Consider the following 16,671-nt stretch of genomic DNA (forward strand, 5'->3'; position numbering starts at 1 on the left):
CGAGCAACAATATGGCGCACAAACCAAACCAGGGAGAGCCCCGCATCAAGGTGGTCAACATATCACTAGCTGCTCTTGCTTTAAGCTTGCCGGCTTTTTCGCTCCATGCGCAGCCAGTCAGTTTTGCCGAAGCTATCGACCTTGCAGTAGAAAAAGCGCCCGGCATTCAGGCAAGAGGATTGCAGATAGAAGCAGCGCAAAGCGAAGCTATTGCAGCTGATCAACTGCCGGACCCCAAACTAAGCGTCGATCTTCTCGACACACGGATAGCAGGACCGTTTGAATTTTCACCGCGTCCCGGTCGTAACGGGTTTCCGCGGCAAAGAATTGGTATCAGCCAGGATGTGCCGAGCATTGCAAAGCGCAGAGCCCGCGCACAGCAGGCCTCGGCTGATATTGTAGCGGCAGAAGCCGGGGAAAAGGATGAGATCCAAAATGTCCGTCTCTATTCTGCTCTTGCGTGGGTCGATCTCTATTATGCTCACCGGCGGCTCAACATTCTCAAAATTTTGCAGGATAGTCTTGATGATTTGACAAACACCGTCGCATCACGCCTTGAATCGGGATATTCGCGGCCTGCGCAGGCATTTGATCCGGAACGCCTCACGGCCGAACTTGCCGACCGGCGCGCCAGGCGTGAGGCTGATGTTGAAATCGCGAAAGCCTCGCTTTCTCGCTGGATCAGAATCGAAAGCCCCGAAATTGCGGGCAAGGCACCAGAATTTGAATTGGACCGTGAAGCGCTGCTTACAAGCTTGGAATTGCTGCCGCTGCTTCAAATTCGCGAAGCCAGGGTGAAGCGCGCCGAGGCCGATGTTGATCTTGCTCGAGCAGGTAAAAATATCGATTACAGCATTAACGCGTCTTACGCTCATCGGCGGCCAGAATATGGCGAGTACGTATCTGTAGGCGTCACCATAAATTTGCCAATATTTGCCAAGAAAAGGCAAAATCCGCGTATCGCAGCCAGTATGCTGAAATCCGAAGCTGAGCGGCTCAGGCTGGAAGATTTGCGGCGCCAACTGATTGCTGAACTCCAATCTGATTTGGCATCCAACCGTGCTTATAAAGAAAACTGGCTGCGCTCTCAAAATACACTTTTACCGCTCGCCAAGAAACAGGCTGAAATGGACCGGATCAGCTACGCGGCGGGTCGGATAGATCTTGGCACCGCACTCAATGCAGCTGTTGTCTTCGCAGAAGCTGAAATCGACTTACTGGACCGGGAGAGAACTTTTGTTCGCGATACGGTTCGCATTAAATTCACCTATGATCGGAATTTGCCATGACATTTACATCCGCACAGAAGACGCGTTGGGGCGCGGTTGTTCTTGTTGCTATAGTTCTCGCTGGTGGTGGCGGTTATTGGCTCGGCACCAGCGGCTCCAAGAGCGCTGGGCATGAACAGGTGGCCGAAGGTGAAGGGGATATTCTCTATTACTACGACCCCATGTTTCCCAATCAACAATTCGACAAACCGGGAAAGTCTCCGTTCATGGACATGCAGCTTGTGCCCAAATATGCGGGCGAAGAAGAGGGGGGCGGAGAGCCTGGCGTTTCCATTGATTCTGCAATTGCTCAAAATCTGGGTATTCGCAGCGCAGAAGCCAAAATGGGCAGGATTGAATCCAGTCTGAGCGTTACCGGGACCATTGAGTTTAACGAACGGGACATCGCGATTGTAGAGGCAAGGTCTGGCGGATTTGTCGAGAGAACCTATCGCCGTGCGCCAAGTGACGTGGTTCCGGCAGGCGCGCCGCTTGCAGATATTCTGGTGCCTGATTGGGGCGGTGCGCAGGCTGAATATATTGCTCTTGTTCGCAGCGGTAACACCGAATTTGCCAATGCTGCCAAGGCAAGAATGCGCCTCCTGGGCATGCCGGACAGTTTGATCCGCAAGGTAGCGCGCACGGGCAGGCCGCACAGTGTTTATACGGTTACAACGCCCGTAAGCGGCGTTGTCGAGCGTCTCGATGTCCGTCAGGGCATGACATTGGTTGAGGGACAGCCTTTGGCGCAGATTAATGGACTTGGAACCGTGTGGCTCGATGCCGCCATTCCGGAAGCCCGAGCGCCAGAGATCCGGGTTGGGCAAACGGCGATCGCCAAGTTGCAAAGTTTCCCGGGAGCGAATTTTGGAGGCAAGGTTATTGCGATATTGCCTACAACAGAAACCGGCAGCCGAACGCTGACTGCACGTATTGAGCTTGCGAACAAGGGCGGAAAGCTGAGGCCCGGTATGTTTGCGGCAGTTGATTTTGGAAGTATCGGCAGCCCAACCATTCTGGTCCCTAGCGAGGCTATCATAGACACCGGCACGCGAACGCTGGTCATGTTATCTAGCGATAACGGCAGATACCGTCCGGCTGAAGTCAGAATTGGCCGAGAAGGCGGCGGACAAACAGAAATACTCGCAGGCCTCTCACCGGGTGAAAAAGTGATCGTTTCGGGTCAGTTCCTTGTGGATTCCGAAGCCAACTTGTCGGGCATTGATGTCCGTCCAATCCAAGGCGAGGCAAAGCCTGCTCCGAAAGATGCGGGGGATCACAAAGCTTCGGGACGGATAGAAGCGATTAAAAAGGACGCCATTACCCTCACGCATGGTCCTATCACTTCGCTGAATATGCCCGGCATGACGATGGACTTCAAGCTCGCAAAACCGGGGATTGTTCGCGGGTTTAAGAAGGGCGATGAAGTAACGATCGATTTTCAAAAAAAGGGAATGGCTTTTACGGTTACCGGAATTAGCCGGACAAAGGTTGCCAAATGATCGAAACAGTCATCCGCGCGAGCGTCGGTGCTCGCATGCTTATATTGCTATTGGCAGGCGCGATTGTGGCAGCCGGCTTCTGGGCTGTGCGGACCACACCGGTAGATGCGCTGCCTGATCTTTCTGATGTCCAGGTCATTATCAGGACGGCTTATCCAGGCCAGGCACCGCAGATCGTTGAAAACCAGGTAACATATCCGTTGGCAACAACAATGCTTTCCGTCCCCGGATCAACGGCTGTGCGCGGTTATTCCTTCAACGGTGACAGCTATGTCTATGTTTTGTTTGATGATGACACAGATTTATATTGGGCGCGTTCCCGGGTGCTCGAATATCTGAGCCAGGTGCAGGGAGATTTGCCGGAAGGTGTCGTGCCCTCGCTTGGACCTGACGCAACCGGTGTGGGCTGGGTTTATGAATATGCGCTTGTCGACAGGACGGGCAGAAATGATCTGTCCCAGCTTCGTAGTCTTCAAGACTGGTTCTTGCGCTATGAGTTGCAGACAATCCCGGGAGTAGCGGAAGTTGCGTCCATTGGCGGCATGGTCAAACAATATCAGGTTGTGCTTGATCCCGATAAGATGGTGTCTCTCGGTATCGACCAGGATACCGCCATAAAGGCGATCAAAAACGCCAATATGGAAGTAGGCGGCTCGATAGTGGAACTCGCCGAGCGTGAATATATCGTCCGGGCCACTGGTTATTTGGAAAACCTCGAGGATTTTCGCTCCATTCCTCTGAGAACCGAAACCGGTGGTGTACCGATTACCTTGGGCGATATCGCGCGCGTACAAATAGGCCCGGAAATCAGGCGCGGCATTGCCGAACTAAATGGTGAAGGCGAAGTGGCAGGCGGCGTTATCATATTGCGCTCCGGAAAAAATGCTCGCGAAACGATCAATGCTGTCAAAGAAAGGCTTACAGCGCTGAAGGCGAGTTTGCCCGAGGGCGTGGAAATCGTGACCACCTATGATCGCTCTGAATTGATCAATGAAGCGGTCAATAATCTGTCGATTAAGCTTGGTGAAGAGTTTGTTGTTGTAGCGATCGTTTGCGCTCTATTCCTGTGGCACGCCCGATCGGCGCTGGTTGCGGTGCTGACCTTGCCCCTCGGTATTTTGATCGCCTTTATAATCATGCGCTTTCAGGGGATTAATGCGAACATCATGTCTTTGGGCGGCATAGCGATTGCTATTGGGGCCATGGTCGATGCCGCGATTGTTATGATTGAAAATGCGCATAAGCATCTCGAGAGATGGCGACGTGAAAATCCTGACCAGGAAATGCCGGTAACCGACCATTGGCAGCTCATTATCAAATCTTCGGTTGAAGTGGGTCCAGCTTTGTTTTTGAGCTTGCTCATCATCACCTTCTCCTTTCTGCCAGTATTTACGCTTGAAGGGCAAGAGGGGCGGTTATTCAAACCCCTCGCTTTCACCAAAACCTATGCCATGGCTGGGGCTGCGATACTTTCGATCACCTTGATCCCAGTTCTGATGGGTTATTTTATTCGCGGCAAAATCCCGTCAGAAAATAAGAACCCGATCAACCGCTTTTTGACCAGAGTTTATCAGCCCGCTTTGGACTGGTCGCTCAAGAGCCCTAAAAAGGTGCTGGTCATTGCGGTCCTGATCTTTGCCACCAGCGCTTGGCCGATCAGTCAACTTGGCGGTGAATTCATGCCGCAAATGGATGAAGGTGATCTGCTGTATATGCCCAATGCCTTGCCAGGATTATCGCCTTCCAAAGCAGGCGAACTGTTGCAACAGACGAACCGGATGATCAAGGCTGTGCCCGAAGTAGAGACGGCGTTCGGCAAAGCCGGTCGCGCGGACACGGCAACTGATCCTGCGCCCTTGACCATGTTTGAAACAACCATCCATTTCAAACCGGAATCTGAATGGCGACCTGGGATGACTTCTGAAAAGCTTGTCGAGGAACTCGACAAGGCGGTTCAGGTGCCAGGGCTAGCCAATTTTTGGATACCGCCCATTCGTAATCGTATCGAAATGCTTTCAACCGGGATCAAAAGCCCGATTGGTATCAAGGTATCAGGCGATGATCTGGATATGATTGACAAGGTTGCACGTGAGATCGAGGCCGAGGCCAAGAAGGTAGATGGTGTCAGTTCTGCTCTGGCGGAAAGACTGACCGGCGGTAGCTATATCGATGTTAAAATCGATCGAAAAACAGCGGCCAGATATGGTCTTAATATTTCTGACGTTCAGTCGATTGTCGCCAGCGCTATAGGCGGGCAGAATGTTGGGGAAACAGTGGAAGGGCTAGCGCGCTATCCGATCAATGTGCGTTATCCTCGCGGCATCCGAAACAGCTTGGAGGATCTCAGAAACCTGCCAGTTCTCACACCATCTATGGAACAAATCACATTGGGCACCGTGGCCGATGTTGAAACCAGCGCGGGGCCGCCGATGCTTCGCAGTGAAAATGGCCGCCCGTCTACCTGGGTCTATATCGATACTCGCGGACGTGATCTGGTGTCGGTTGTGGCGGATCTGCAGGAATCGATTGATAGTGTAATCGATCTGCCAGCAGGCGTCAGTGTGGCCTATACCGGGCAATTCGAATATCTGGAACGCGCGCAATCGCGGCTCATGGTCGTGATACCGGCGACCTTGGTTATAATATTCTTTCTGCTCTACCTTACATTCCGACGATTTGATGAGGCTCTGCTGATCATGGCAACTTTGCCCTTTGCTTTGACCGGCGGGCTCTGGTTACTCTATTTCATGGGACTTAATCAGTCGATTGCGACAGCCGTTGGCTTCATAGCTCTTGCAGGCGTCTCCGCTGAATTTGGTGTGGTCATGCTGATTTACCTCAAGCAGGCCCTCGCCGACGCCGGAGACAGGCCTAATGCTGAAGAAATTCTGAGGGCCGTGCGTGAGGGGGCTCTGCTCAGGGTTCGGCCAAAGGCGATGACAGTTGCAACAATATTGGCAGGTCTATTCCCGATCATAATAGGAACAGGGGCAGGTTCTGAAATCATGCGCCGCATTGCTGCTCCGATGGTGGGAGGCATGATCAGCGCGCCATTATTGTCGATGTTTGTTATTCCAGTAGCATATTTATTGCTTCGCAACCGGGAGGCGATGAAGAACAAATCCATGCGTGACAATGGGTAATGCCCTCAAGTTAATTCTGATTGGGCTGACTGCGTTGGCAGGCGGTCCGGAAATCGGGCGCCGGTTGACCCAGCTCTTCGAAACCGGAAATCAACTCATTGCGTTGGCGGCATTTTGCATATTGTTGGCCTTATGTCTTCTCAGCCTTGTTGGCGCAGGCTTAATCCGTAACGGAATTTTGCGTTGGTCTTTGGCCGTATTTCTTGCTGCCGGGTCGATGATGGTGGATAGCTATCAATGGGTCGTTGGTGATTTCATGGACTATGAAGCGTTCATCACTATGATCCAAAGTGCTGAAAATATCGGCGAGGCAGCAGGACAGCATGGCGAGGTGATAACCTTAGCCGTGGGTAAATCTATAATCCTGCTTGTTGGCATTGGCCTGAAACCTGCTGTTACGCAGGGTATATTTGCGATGCTTTTAAAACTCTTGTCAGTGCCTATTATTCTGGTGCTCGCTCTCATGCTATTTTTTCGAGGCGGGGAAGGGGCCAGTGGTCTACCATCCTCGCATAGCGGATTGAGCTATGGATTACTGTATGGCTACGAATATTTAACTCAGGATCATAGCTCCCGCGAAGCGGTAGCGATTAAACCTGCGCGCGCAAAACCGGCTGCAGATATCGTGCTCATTGTAGATGAAAGCATCGCCGGTGCGTATCTCGACATCAATAGTAAGACGGGTGTCTATTCCGGATTGGCGAATCCCAAGACCAAAGCGCCGGTCCACAATTTTGGTCTCGCCGCCGCCATCACCAATTGCAGCGCTGGAGCCAATGTCACCTTGCGATATGGCGGAACACGGGACAACTACCGCGAGACGATCAAATCCAAACCTTCCATCTGGGCCTATGCTAAAGCGGCGAATCTTGAAACAATCTATATCGATGCGCAGCGTACGGGTGGCACTTATCAAAACCTGATGGATGACGCCGAACGCGCGTTGATAGACAAATGGGACCAGTTTGACGATGTTTCCGTTCTGTATCGCGACCAGGCTGTGGCAGGCCGTTTGGCAGATTATTTGAACGACGAAAAACAGCAGTTCATTCTTGTCAATAAAGTTGGCGGACACTTTCCAGTAAGTGACAAGTTTCCGAATTCCCATGCCCGTTATGCGCCTATGCTCAAGCGCCAGTTTACCGATGTAAGCGAGGCACCTCCAGACAATCTGGATGGCCGGCAAGGTAACTGGGTGCTTTATCGTAACAGCTACCGGAATACTTTGCTTTGGAATGTCGGCGGCTTTTTTGACCGGCTTTTTACACAATCTGAAATTGGTGATGCCATGGTCATTTACACTTCCGATCATGGCCAGACATTCCATGAACGAGGTGAATATGGAGAAGCGACGCATTGCACATCCAATCCTGAGATTGAAGAGGGCGTGGTCCCACTGGTGGTAATCGGAGGGCCGCCTTCGCAGCAGGCGCGCTGGGCCAAGGCAGCGAAAGCAAATCATGATCAGCTAAGCAATTACAGGATTTTTCCGACATTGCTGGGTGCGATGGGGTATGCGAAGAGCGATATTGAAGAAGTCTATGGCTTCGACTTGTTTTCGGATGATCCCGATCCCTTCACATTTAACGTCAATTTCAATGCGCGTCTCGGTAGCGACCCGGCTTGGATATATATTCCTTTGGGGAAGGTTGCACGGCCACCGCTCTCTGATTATCCAAAGACAAGGAAACTGCGTGAGCAGTGAGATTACCGATTATTTTTTACTTTTATGAGTTGAAAAAACTTGGGAGTAGAGAGTTACATGTCTGTCCCAAGCGTTTCTTGCATTTCTATTTCCGCCGGATACCGCTTCATTATTGAAAATTTTAGAAAATTCGTATAACTGTCATTATATGACAGTATAGGGAATTTTATGAACAGGCTGATCCAAAGTGTAATTGATGCCAATTATGCAGACCAGATTCTAACCGAAAAGCAACTAGCGCGCATTTTGGGCGGCAGTGACAACAGCCGCTATGGTCTGGTAAAGCGGGCGATGCAAGCAGGCGACCTGGTAAAAATCAAACGCGGTCAATATGTTCTGGCGGATCAATACCGAAAGCATCCAATTCATCCATTCCGTCTAGCACAGGCATTAGTCGCAGGCAGTTACGTCTCAATGGAAAGTGCGCTCGCCTTTCACGGATGGATCCCCGAGGCCGTATTTGCGACGGTTAGTGTGACGCCGGGACGCAAATCTGCTGATGTCGACCACTCTGTTTTTGGGAAATTTGCTTTTCGCCCCCTCGCACTCAACAAGGTTGCATTTCTTGAAGGAGTTGAACGCCAGACCATCAGCAATCAAACCATGCTGGTAGCAAAGCCGCTGCGCGCTCTATTCGATCTGGTCGCTCTCAAAAAATACAAATGGCAAGGAATGGGATGGATTGTCAACGGAATGCGCGTTGATCCAGAGTATCTGCTGCAAACGCCTCGGAAGGAATTTCATGTCTTGAGGCGTGTTTACAAACATAAAGCCGTTCTGGAATTTCTAAACCAGCTTGACCAGCATGTGGCTGCCTTGAAAGCGCAGAAGAGAACCCAAAAGACGAAGGCTTGATGAAATGAATGATATAATTCGGGCTCGTTTGGCTAGCTACAAACCCACAAACGATATTGAGGAGGAAAATGCGACGAAGGAAATCATTCAGGAAATCGCACTTTATGGGCTTTGGCGCGCAAAGTTTTTTGATGCCGCCGTTTTCCAAGGGGGTACGAGTCTGCGAATCCTTCATAAGCTTCCGAGGTTTTCAGAAGATCTGGATTTTATGCTGCTCAAACCCGACGCAGATTTTGACTGGTCGCCCTATCTGAAAATCCTGACGGAAACGTTCGAAGAATATGGTCTCAAACCCGAGACTGTTTCAAAAGAGCAGATGGAAAATCGAATCCGCCGAGCTGTGATTAAGGATAATTCCATTGCAAATCAGCTGGATTTATCATTTCCCAATCGCAACCCGCGCCGCAAGCTGAAGATTAAGCTCGAGATCGATGTAGAACCTCCTGTAGGCTCTAATGATGAATATACTTTTTTGGACTTCCCGGTGGATTACGAAGTGCGGCACCAAGACATGGCATCTAATTTCGCATTGAAGATTCATACGCTGCTGTGCCGTGAATATCTAAAAGGACGCGATTGGTTCGATTTTTCCTGGTATGTTGCCAAAGGCGTTTTCCCGAACTTGCCGCACCTTGAAGCAGCTCTAGGTCAATTTGGTCCATGGGCTGAGGAGAGCGAACTTGCGGTCAACTCGAATTGGCTTGAAGCCGCCATGATGAATAAAATTCAATCGATTGACTGGAAAGAGGCCGCTGAGGATGTCCGGCGGTTTCTACGCCCGGTAGAAGAAGAATCCTTGAAGCTTTGGAGCGAGCGGTTTTTCAATTCCAAACTGAGCAAAATGATCAACAATGAAGAGTCTGCATAGTAGTTGATGGCTTTCATGAGAGCAAAGCCAATGAAAGCTGGTAGTAGAATCGATCCTATCTTTTGCTCCCCGAAATTAGTTTCCACTCACTTCAGCGATTGCTCATCAAACAGCGAATTGATCACAGGGCAATCAGGAACTTTGCCTCCCGCACATTGTGAAGACATGGCTGACAAGGTTCGTTCTAGTTTCCTCAGGTCTGATATTTTACTCTTGATGTCCGTAATATGCCGGGTAGTTACATCCAATACCTCACCGCAAGTATAGTTGTCAGAGTCCACAAGACCAAGCAGTCCGCGCAATTCCTCTATTGAAAACCCTAGTTCCCGGCTGCGCAAGATGAACTTCAACCTTCGCTGATCGTCCGCAGAATATATGCGGTGACCACTTGGGGTTCGGTCTGGTTCGTGCAGCAAACCGATCTTCTCGTAATAGCGTATCGTCTCCAGATTGCATCCGGTGGACCTAGCCAGTTTGCCGCGCTTCATGGGCTGCATGATAAATCTCTTGATCCTGTAGTTACTACAGGGCGTATAACAGTTTCATGAGCGAGATGACAGAGCAACAGATGCAACCGAGAGCGGGAGAGAAACTGGCCGCAGGCGGCGGGCTGGCTAGTGCAATTGCGGGCCTGATTGGTGCTTCCTGCTGTGTCTTGCCAATCATATTGTTCAAAATTGGTGTCGGTTCTGCTGTTATTGGCAATCTGATATTTTTTGCCGATAAAACGGAATATTTCCTGATCGGGGCGCTCCTTTTGATCACGCTGGGCGTTATTGCATCGTTTTGGGGCGGTAGAAGACCCGGAAAACGGGTAATCATAATGTTTGGTCTTTCCGCATTTATTGTCTTTTTGGCTTTTATTTTACCAAGTTTTGAGGGCGATATTTTGCGTCTGTTGGGATTTCGATGATGGAACTACATTCAATGATCACGTGCCCAAAATGTGGCCACGCCGAAACCGAAACCATGCCAACCGATGCTTGCCAGTTCTTTTACGACTGCAAGGGATGTGCTGTGGTTCTACGCCCGAATAAAGGCGATTGCTGTGTTTTCTGTTCGTTTGGAACCATTTCTTGTCCTCCCATTCAGGAAGCCCGAGCCAATGGCGGTTTGGCTTGCTGCTAGACGGATTGCACTTACAGCAGTGATATAAGAATCCAGCATTTTGAGAAATGGCGGAAAATTGCTCGGGACGAGGGAATTCAAACCTCCTACTCCAAACCCCCAGTTAGGCCTGCTCGAATTGATCCGATCATGTTTATCCAAGGTTTTTCCATCAGAGTACCTTCTTTGCTTTAGAAAACCACTACGCGAACCCATCCTTTTCTTCAGATTTCAAGTGGTCCTTTACTGAGGAATAATCCTCCTGTTCACATGCGGATTTGAATTGTGATACAATCCTTTAATGAGCGATCCAGATCCAACAACATTGAAAACTGTGGCGACACTAATTCGAAGCCGTATGAACCTTCTCTCCCGCAATAAACGTCTTGACGGGCTTGAGCGGCTGGGCGCTTATCGTGAGCTTAATCAACTTGCAAAAGACCTTGATGCAACTTTCGCTGAATTTTCTCGCGACGAGAAATCGTAATGGGATAGCATCTCCATCGATAGCATTTATTATTGATCGATATTTGAGCGAGAAGGTTCGTCAACGTCGGCCTGTACTATTTTGTCCTTCAAGCGTTAAAGAATCGCTCATCCACCAGCTAGGCAAAATTGAAGTTTTCCCATTTGCTACCCAAAATGCTACCCAAGTTGCAAATATTGCAACTTTGAATATCACTCTGTTAGAAAAACGTTTATTTACAACGTATTATGGTGAGCCCTGCTGGGTTCGAACCAGCGACCTACTGATTAAAAGTTAGATCAAGTTGCTTCGGTAGAATTGGTAACGTGTTCTGATCTTCCAATATGAAAGTTGCGCAACCTCCTCTAGATTGATTACCGCGCTTGATCTCCAACTTCGAACTGTGGGGACAGGTGTGGGGATAATAAAATTCGAAAATATTTATTTGAATGATATCAATTTATTGTACCTGATATTCAGCGGACTGTCTCTCCGCCATTATCTCACTACGAACCCATGAGATGGGTCTTGCAGGGCTTCGTTGCATTCAGGACTAGAAAGGCCGCGCCAAGCGTTGTCCAGCGCCCGATCCATGGATCGATCGGCGCCATGGTCTTTGCGGCAAGTCCGAATGGCGGGTAGAAGACGGCCCCAGTCACGGCAGCGTCCTTGAGCCCCGCCCGATCGGCCAGCGCGAGTAGATCAGCCCGGCTCCGGAAATGGGCTGCACGCCACAGGTTCGAGCCGAACCAGCCTTTTATGCGCCGCTGCGCCGCCCAGAGATTCCGGCGTCCGAGCTCTCCAAGGATCAGCTGACCGCCGGGGTTGAGCACACGGACCACTTCCCGGATCGCGTGATCAGGATCGTCGACGAAGCAGAGCGTGGCGACCGACACGACACAATCGAATTGTTCGCCGGGAAACGGAAGTTCAGCAACATTACCCCTGATCAGCTCGGCCTGGACACCTGCGGCTTTTACGCGGCGGCGCGCAGCGTCGATCATGGTCGTTGAGGTATCGAGACCCGTGACTTCCAGACCATCCTGCGCGAGACGTGTGGTCAGCACGCCGTCACCACAACCCACGTCCAGGACGCGCATGCCAGGAGCCGGGCCTATCCGTTCGAGCAGGAGACGCTCCTCAAGCGTGTCCGTGATCCGGCCAAGCATGCTGTTTCGCCAGCCTGCATAGGCGTCGGGAAGATCCTGTAGCGCAGTGTCGGGATCGCGTCGGTCCGAGACGGAGCGCTGAGCCCTAGGTGCCATCAGAAAACCATGACCTTTTCCGCGGCGAGGGTCGCTTGGGCAATTTCGTCCATGGTAGAGCGGGATGCCCCTTCCATCATGTCGCCGTCGGTTAGCCCGCGTGCATCCATGCAGGTGCCGCATATCAGCACGCGGCCTTTGGAGGAAAGAACACGACGGATCATGCGTTCGATGTTGTAGTAGCCGTCCGGAGTTTTCTGCCCGGCGTTGGCGCAGAGAACGGCATCTGCCATCAGGAAAATAGTCACCTCTGCGTCGGGGTCGTGCTTGCTCAAGGCGTGAGCCATGCGAAGGCCGTTATAGCTGCACTCGGTACCATAAGGTGGGTCATTCAGTAGAATCAGATGTTTCATTCCGGCTCTCCTTTTCGTGCAGTGTTGAGTCGTGGGTGAGTTTCCCCGCCAAACCAGAGCCGCAAGACGTCCGAGACGAACATTGAGATTGTCACGACCCAGAAAGCTGCCTTAGTCGATAATACCGGTATATCTGCAGCTCTGTTATAAAGCACTACCACGTAAGGCCAAGGCATGCTCCATGAAAGCGGGCACTATGGAAACAGACCATAAGACAGCATAGAAAACAGGAATGACGATGAGAATTACCCTGAACGCTGGATGAATCTTTCCGCGAATTGCCCGTTCGCGCAGCATAATGATGGCCAATATCGCAAGCTGAGCAACCATTTCGAGAAAAGGGATAATCCACTGATTTGTCGATAATAGCGGGATCGCAGTTTCCGGACCGCCCAGTGCTGGCACCGCGACGATAATGGCAAGGCGACCGATAGCCGGTTCGGCAATAATCAGGATTGCCCCCAACATCAGCCGACGATGCCAGTCCGTACGTTTGCGCATCCAGATTGCGGCAAAGACGAGGCCACCAAAGAAAATGGGCTGTATGAGATTGAGTGCGAGGAAATAGGGCGAGGTGAAGACGGGTGGAGCCCGGTCAAGTGCCATTGTGACTATACCAGTATTCCACGCTGAGATTATTGCGATTACGGCTAACCCTGCACCAAACCAGCCTAGCTTGCGGTGAAGAGCCAGGCGGCGTCCTGTCCCGAGATAATTCTGCACCACGAAGAGCAATAGCCAAGTTCCCATAATCAGGCCATGCAGATGTGTACTTGTCGGCATCATCCGAAGGTTGGTCAACCCAAGCAGGCTGAACATCCCGAAGCCAAATATTATCAGAAGAGCAAGAGCCAATGCCACGCGACGGTAGAAATGGTTTTCCGTCATTTGAAGCTGTGCAGCTGATGTAGCCATGGTCACCCCCTCCCACAGTCTAATTGCAAGTAAATTATCACAATGACATAAATTGTCAACAATTGCCGTACGGAAGTTACTTTAATCAGGATAGTAACTGACCTTGTTTAATGTACCCGATTACTGTTCGGAATCGCGATCCATCAAGTTAAACATCTTATGAATGGTTTCTAACAGCATGCCACCATCCTCTCATAAATGCCCTCTGGTAACTCATGACCGGACGATCCGGCCGTCGAGAAGTTCGATCCGGCGCGGGCATTGCGCCGCTATATGTTCGTCATGGGTGGATATCAGGAAGCTGGTTGCCATGGTCTGGTTGATCGAACGGATCAGGTCCATCACCTGGTCCGCCGATTGCCGGTCAAGGTTACCGGTGGGCTCGTCCGCCAGAACCAGAACCGGATTGTTTATGAGCGCACGGGCAACGGCTACTCGCTGGCGCTGACCACCCGACATAGCGACGGGACGGAAGTCTCTGCGGTCCGCAAGGCCCACGGCATCAAGCAGTTCGGTAGCGCGTTCACGCATGAGCCGTGTTTCTCGACCGGCGGCAGAAGCTGCGGGCATCATCACGTTTTCCAGCGCCGTCAGATCGGGTAAAAGGTGGTGGAACTGAAACACGAAGCCCAGGTGTTTGCTGCGAAACTCGGTTCGCTTTGCTTCGCTGGCCTGCATCAGGTCCACTCCCAGCATTTCGTGACTGCCCCCACTGGCACGCATCAGGGTGCCGAGGATGTTCAGCAATGTGCTCTTGCCCGAGCCTGATGGTCCGAGCAGCGCAGACATTTCGCTGGACATCATGGAGAGGTCCACGCCCTTGAGGACGACCGTTTCGGCAACTCCTTCGCCGAAGATCTTGGTCAGCTCTGTCACGGAGAGGATTGGTTCCTCGCTCATGATCCGATGGCCTCAACCGGATCGATCCGGGCGGCCCGACGTGCAGGCAGGATCGAGGCGAGCATTGCGGCAAGTGTCGTGAGCGTGATCGCAAGCAGGAAGTCACCCTGTGCGCGGTCGATGGGCAGCCCGCCGCTCTGCACTTCGGCCACCGGTGGCATTGGAAGAAGGACGATCCATGCCGTGCCCGCGCCGACGACCGCTCCGACAAGGCCAATAAGTGTGCCTTCCAGCACGAAGATGGAAACGACCAACCGTTTGCCGGCGCCCATGGCTCGCATGATGCCAATCTCCGCTTGGCGGCGGACGATGGACAGCAGCATGGCGCTGGCGATGCCGACCACGATGGTAATGAGCGCAAACGCCTTGATGATGATGCCGGTGCGGGCTTGGGCATCAAGTCCTTCAAATAACTGGCTGTTGTCTTCGGTCCATGCGGTGGCCTTCAGACCCGTTGACCGGCGCAGGCGTGCTGCGATGCCCGCCGCATCGGTGGCTGGTTTGACTTTGATCTCGATGCGGGAAATGCCGGTCGGAAGATCGAACAGCGCGCGCGCAGTGGTGAAGTCCATGTAGACGGCCTGGCGATCAGCACTGGCGACACCGAGGGTGAATATCCCGCCGATCCGGAAACTGCGCGCTCGGCCGCGGTCCGAAGTTAGGCGCACTACCTGCCCGACACGTAGGCCCAGGTCATTCGCCAGTCGGCTACCGAGCAGCACGCCGTCAGTGGGCAGGTTGCTGCTGCCATCGACTATAGCCGCTTCGATATTGGCGATGTCGGAAAGTTTGCCCGGCATGACCCCGATGACTCCCACCGGCGCAAGAGCCTGTCCTCGCTCCACATAGGCGGAGCCGCGAATTTGTGGTGAGACGGCAGTGACGCCCCGTTCCGCTTCGATGATGGGGACTGCGGGCTGCCAGATAGCGATCTGCTCACGCCGGCTGAGGTCCTTTTGCAGCACCACCTGAGCGCCGGATTGCGGCACCAGGATGGCAGGGTCTCGATCAGGCATTTCCAGCACCACATGAGGGATGCTGCCGACGGTCCGTAGTGTCAGCAGGGTAGCTAGGCCACCGATGAGTGCGCTCATGAAAATGAAAACGCCGACGCCTAGCGCGACGCCGGACATCAGTAGCGCCGTCTGCCCTGGATGAGACAGCAGATGCCGGATGGCAAGCTTGACGGCATATGGTGTCATCCTAGTCGGCTGCCCGTACCTTGACTTCGTCGCCGGGTTGGGCCGCACTTGGATCAGACAGAATGCGTTCGCCGGGTTGCAGGCCGCTGGTCACGATTACACTTTCGGAGGGCCAGTCGACGAAGCCGATCCGCCGGACCGCGACGATGCCATCACGTGAGACGATTAGCACATGTGCTTCGCCTGCAGATTGGACAATGGCACTTCGCGGTACACTGATGGCGCGTTCGCGCCGTTCGATGACCAAGTTCACCGTCACGGTGAGCCCGGAAGGCGCGTCGACCACTGCATCGCCAAGGCTAAGGCGGACATCGCGGGCGCCTGTGGTCGGGTCAACTCGGGGCTCGATATGCGCAACTACCGCCCCGATCTGACGCTGCTGCCCCGGCAGGCTGACCAGAGCCTCCATGCCGGGACGAATTTCAGTGGCATAGACCTCGTCAACCTCGACCGTGACTTCCGGGCTGGAGAGATCGGCAAGTCGGTAGATGATGCTTTCGAGGCCAACTGTCTGACCGGGATCGACGGGGCGTTCCAAGATGACCCCGGCAAACGGTGCACGAAGCACCCGCCGGTCGCGTAACTCGCTCGCCTGCACCACACTGGCTTGGCGACGGCTCAGCTCGCGCTCGCCTTCCACTACAGCGAGGCGCCGTTGTTCAACTTCTCGTTTTGTTGCGAACTGACCCAATGCTTCGAAGCGAGCAAGATCGCGCCGCGCCTGCGCAACAGTTGCCTGCTGGGTCTGGACAGACGCTTCCGCCTCGGCAATCGCTGCCGTTTCGGGCGCATCATCAATCCTTGCCAGCACCTGTCCGGCAGCAACGCGGTCCCCGACATCAAAGGGCAAGGCAACCAGATCCCCGCCAAGTGCCGGGCGTATGTCGACCTGCAGCCTTGGCCTAATGCGTCCATTGACGGCAAGCAGGCGTTGCGCTGGTGTGGTTTCGATCAGGAGCGCGGCGACTTCCTTGTCTCGTGGTACCAGAAACCAGTAACCAATCAGTGCCAGTAGAACTAACGCCAGCAATCCGAGAAAATAAGGATATGGTTTGGTCTTCATCCGGGCCTTTCCTACCATGTATTGCCGCACGGCAAACCATGCCAAATGGGGCTCATTAG

Annotated in this window: 16 protein-coding genes; 9 read left to right on the top strand and 7 right to left on the bottom strand. The window is 52.7% G+C overall.

From position 1 onward, the window contains the following. The first annotated feature begins 11 nt into the window (after positions 1 to 11). The 6 genes from VIN76_RS15425 (at position 12) to VIN76_RS15450 (ending at position 9,341) form a co-directional block, all read left to right on the top strand. Entirely contained in the window at positions 12 to 1,289 is a 1,278-nt protein-coding gene (locus VIN76_RS15425; protein ID WP_332042760.1) for a TolC family protein, read from the top strand. Next, positions 1,286 to 2,770: an efflux RND transporter periplasmic adaptor subunit gene (locus VIN76_RS15430; protein WP_332042761.1), complete on the top strand. Its 1,485-nt coding sequence runs from the start codon at positions 1,286 to 1,288 to the stop codon at positions 2,768 to 2,770. The genes VIN76_RS15425 and VIN76_RS15430 overlap by 4 nt, the downstream gene beginning before the upstream one ends. Continuing rightward, positions 2,767 to 5,913 carry an efflux RND transporter permease subunit gene (locus VIN76_RS15435; RefSeq protein ID WP_332042762.1) on the top strand — a complete coding sequence of 1,049 codons (3,147 nt, stop codon included), beginning with the start codon at positions 2,767 to 2,769 and terminating at the stop codon, positions 5,911 to 5,913. The genes VIN76_RS15430 and VIN76_RS15435 overlap by 4 nt, the downstream gene beginning before the upstream one ends. Then, positions 5,906 to 7,618 carry a sulfatase-like hydrolase/transferase gene (locus VIN76_RS15440; protein ID WP_332042763.1) on the top strand — a complete coding sequence of 571 codons (1,713 nt, stop codon included), beginning with the start codon at positions 5,906 to 5,908 and terminating at the stop codon, positions 7,616 to 7,618. Before VIN76_RS15435 ends, VIN76_RS15440 begins: the two co-directional genes overlap by 8 nt. A 168-nt stretch (positions 7,619 to 7,786) precedes the next feature. Beyond that, positions 7,787 to 8,473, top strand: coding sequence for a hypothetical protein (locus VIN76_RS15445; protein WP_332042764.1), 687 nt, complete (start codon positions 7,787 to 7,789; stop codon positions 8,471 to 8,473). Between the two features lie 4 nt (positions 8,474 to 8,477). After that, entirely contained in the window at positions 8,478 to 9,341 is an 864-nt protein-coding gene (locus VIN76_RS15450; protein WP_332042765.1) for a nucleotidyl transferase AbiEii/AbiGii toxin family protein, read from the top strand. Between the two features lie 86 nt (positions 9,342 to 9,427). On the opposite strand, the gene VIN76_RS15455 is transcribed toward VIN76_RS15450, so the two are convergent. Then, positions 9,428 to 9,829, bottom strand: a complete 402-nt coding sequence (locus tag VIN76_RS15455; protein ID WP_332042766.1) for a helix-turn-helix domain-containing protein — start codon at positions 9,827 to 9,829, stop codon at positions 9,428 to 9,430. A 56-nt stretch (positions 9,830 to 9,885) separates the two neighbouring features. Here VIN76_RS15455 and VIN76_RS15460 point away from each other — a divergent pair, with 56 nt between their 5' ends. The 3 genes from VIN76_RS15460 to VIN76_RS15470 all read left to right on the top strand — a co-directional run bounded on the left by VIN76_RS15460 (position 9,886) and on the right by VIN76_RS15470 (position 10,935). After that, the gene (locus tag VIN76_RS15460) at positions 9,886 to 10,254 is read left to right on the top strand and encodes a hypothetical protein (protein WP_332042767.1); all 369 of its coding nucleotides are present in this window, start codon (positions 9,886 to 9,888) and stop codon (positions 10,252 to 10,254) included. Further along, the gene (locus tag VIN76_RS15465; RefSeq protein WP_414696388.1) at positions 10,254 to 10,469 is read left to right on the top strand and encodes a GDCCVxC domain-containing (seleno)protein; all 216 of its coding nucleotides are present in this window, start codon (positions 10,254 to 10,256) and stop codon (positions 10,467 to 10,469) included. The genes VIN76_RS15460 and VIN76_RS15465 overlap by 1 nt, the downstream gene beginning before the upstream one ends. Before the next feature lie 280 nt (positions 10,470 to 10,749). Next, positions 10,750 to 10,935 carry a hypothetical protein gene (locus tag VIN76_RS15470; RefSeq protein WP_332042769.1) on the top strand — a complete coding sequence of 62 codons (186 nt, stop codon included), beginning with the start codon at positions 10,750 to 10,752 and terminating at the stop codon, positions 10,933 to 10,935. A 485-nt stretch (positions 10,936 to 11,420) separates the two neighbouring features. Here the strand turns inward: VIN76_RS15470 and VIN76_RS15475 are convergent, their stop codons facing one another. The 6 genes from VIN76_RS15475 to VIN76_RS15500 form a co-directional block, all read right to left on the bottom strand. Further along, positions 11,421 to 12,083, bottom strand: coding sequence for a class I SAM-dependent methyltransferase (locus VIN76_RS15475; RefSeq protein ID WP_332042770.1), 663 nt, complete (start codon positions 12,081 to 12,083; stop codon positions 11,421 to 11,423). A 95-nt stretch (positions 12,084 to 12,178) separates the two neighbouring features. Beyond that, positions 12,179 to 12,532 carry a DsrE/DsrF/TusD sulfur relay family protein gene (locus VIN76_RS15480; protein ID WP_332042771.1) on the bottom strand — a complete coding sequence of 118 codons (354 nt, stop codon included), beginning with the start codon at positions 12,530 to 12,532 and terminating at the stop codon, positions 12,179 to 12,181. A gap of 144 nt (positions 12,533 to 12,676) precedes the next feature. After that, entirely contained in the window at positions 12,677 to 13,447 is a 771-nt protein-coding gene (locus tag VIN76_RS15485) for an adenylate cyclase (protein WP_332042772.1), read from the bottom strand. A 213-nt stretch (positions 13,448 to 13,660) separates the two neighbouring features. Beyond that, entirely contained in the window at positions 13,661 to 14,347 is a 687-nt protein-coding gene (locus VIN76_RS15490) for an ABC transporter ATP-binding protein (RefSeq protein WP_332042773.1), read from the bottom strand. Next, positions 14,344 to 15,549: an ABC transporter permease gene (locus tag VIN76_RS15495; protein ID WP_332042774.1), complete on the bottom strand. Its 1,206-nt coding sequence runs from the start codon at positions 15,547 to 15,549 to the stop codon at positions 14,344 to 14,346. Before VIN76_RS15495 ends, VIN76_RS15490 begins: the two co-directional genes overlap by 4 nt. Before the next feature lies 1 nt (position 15,550). Further along, on the bottom strand, positions 15,551 to 16,612 hold the full coding sequence (locus VIN76_RS15500) for an efflux RND transporter periplasmic adaptor subunit (protein ID WP_332042775.1): 1,062 nt from the start codon (positions 16,610 to 16,612) through the stop codon (positions 15,551 to 15,553). Positions 16,613 to 16,671 lie beyond the last annotated feature (59 nt).

The organism is Parasphingorhabdus sp., from assembly GCF_036568145.1.
Lineage (GTDB): Bacteria > Pseudomonadota > Alphaproteobacteria > Sphingomonadales > Sphingomonadaceae > Parasphingorhabdus.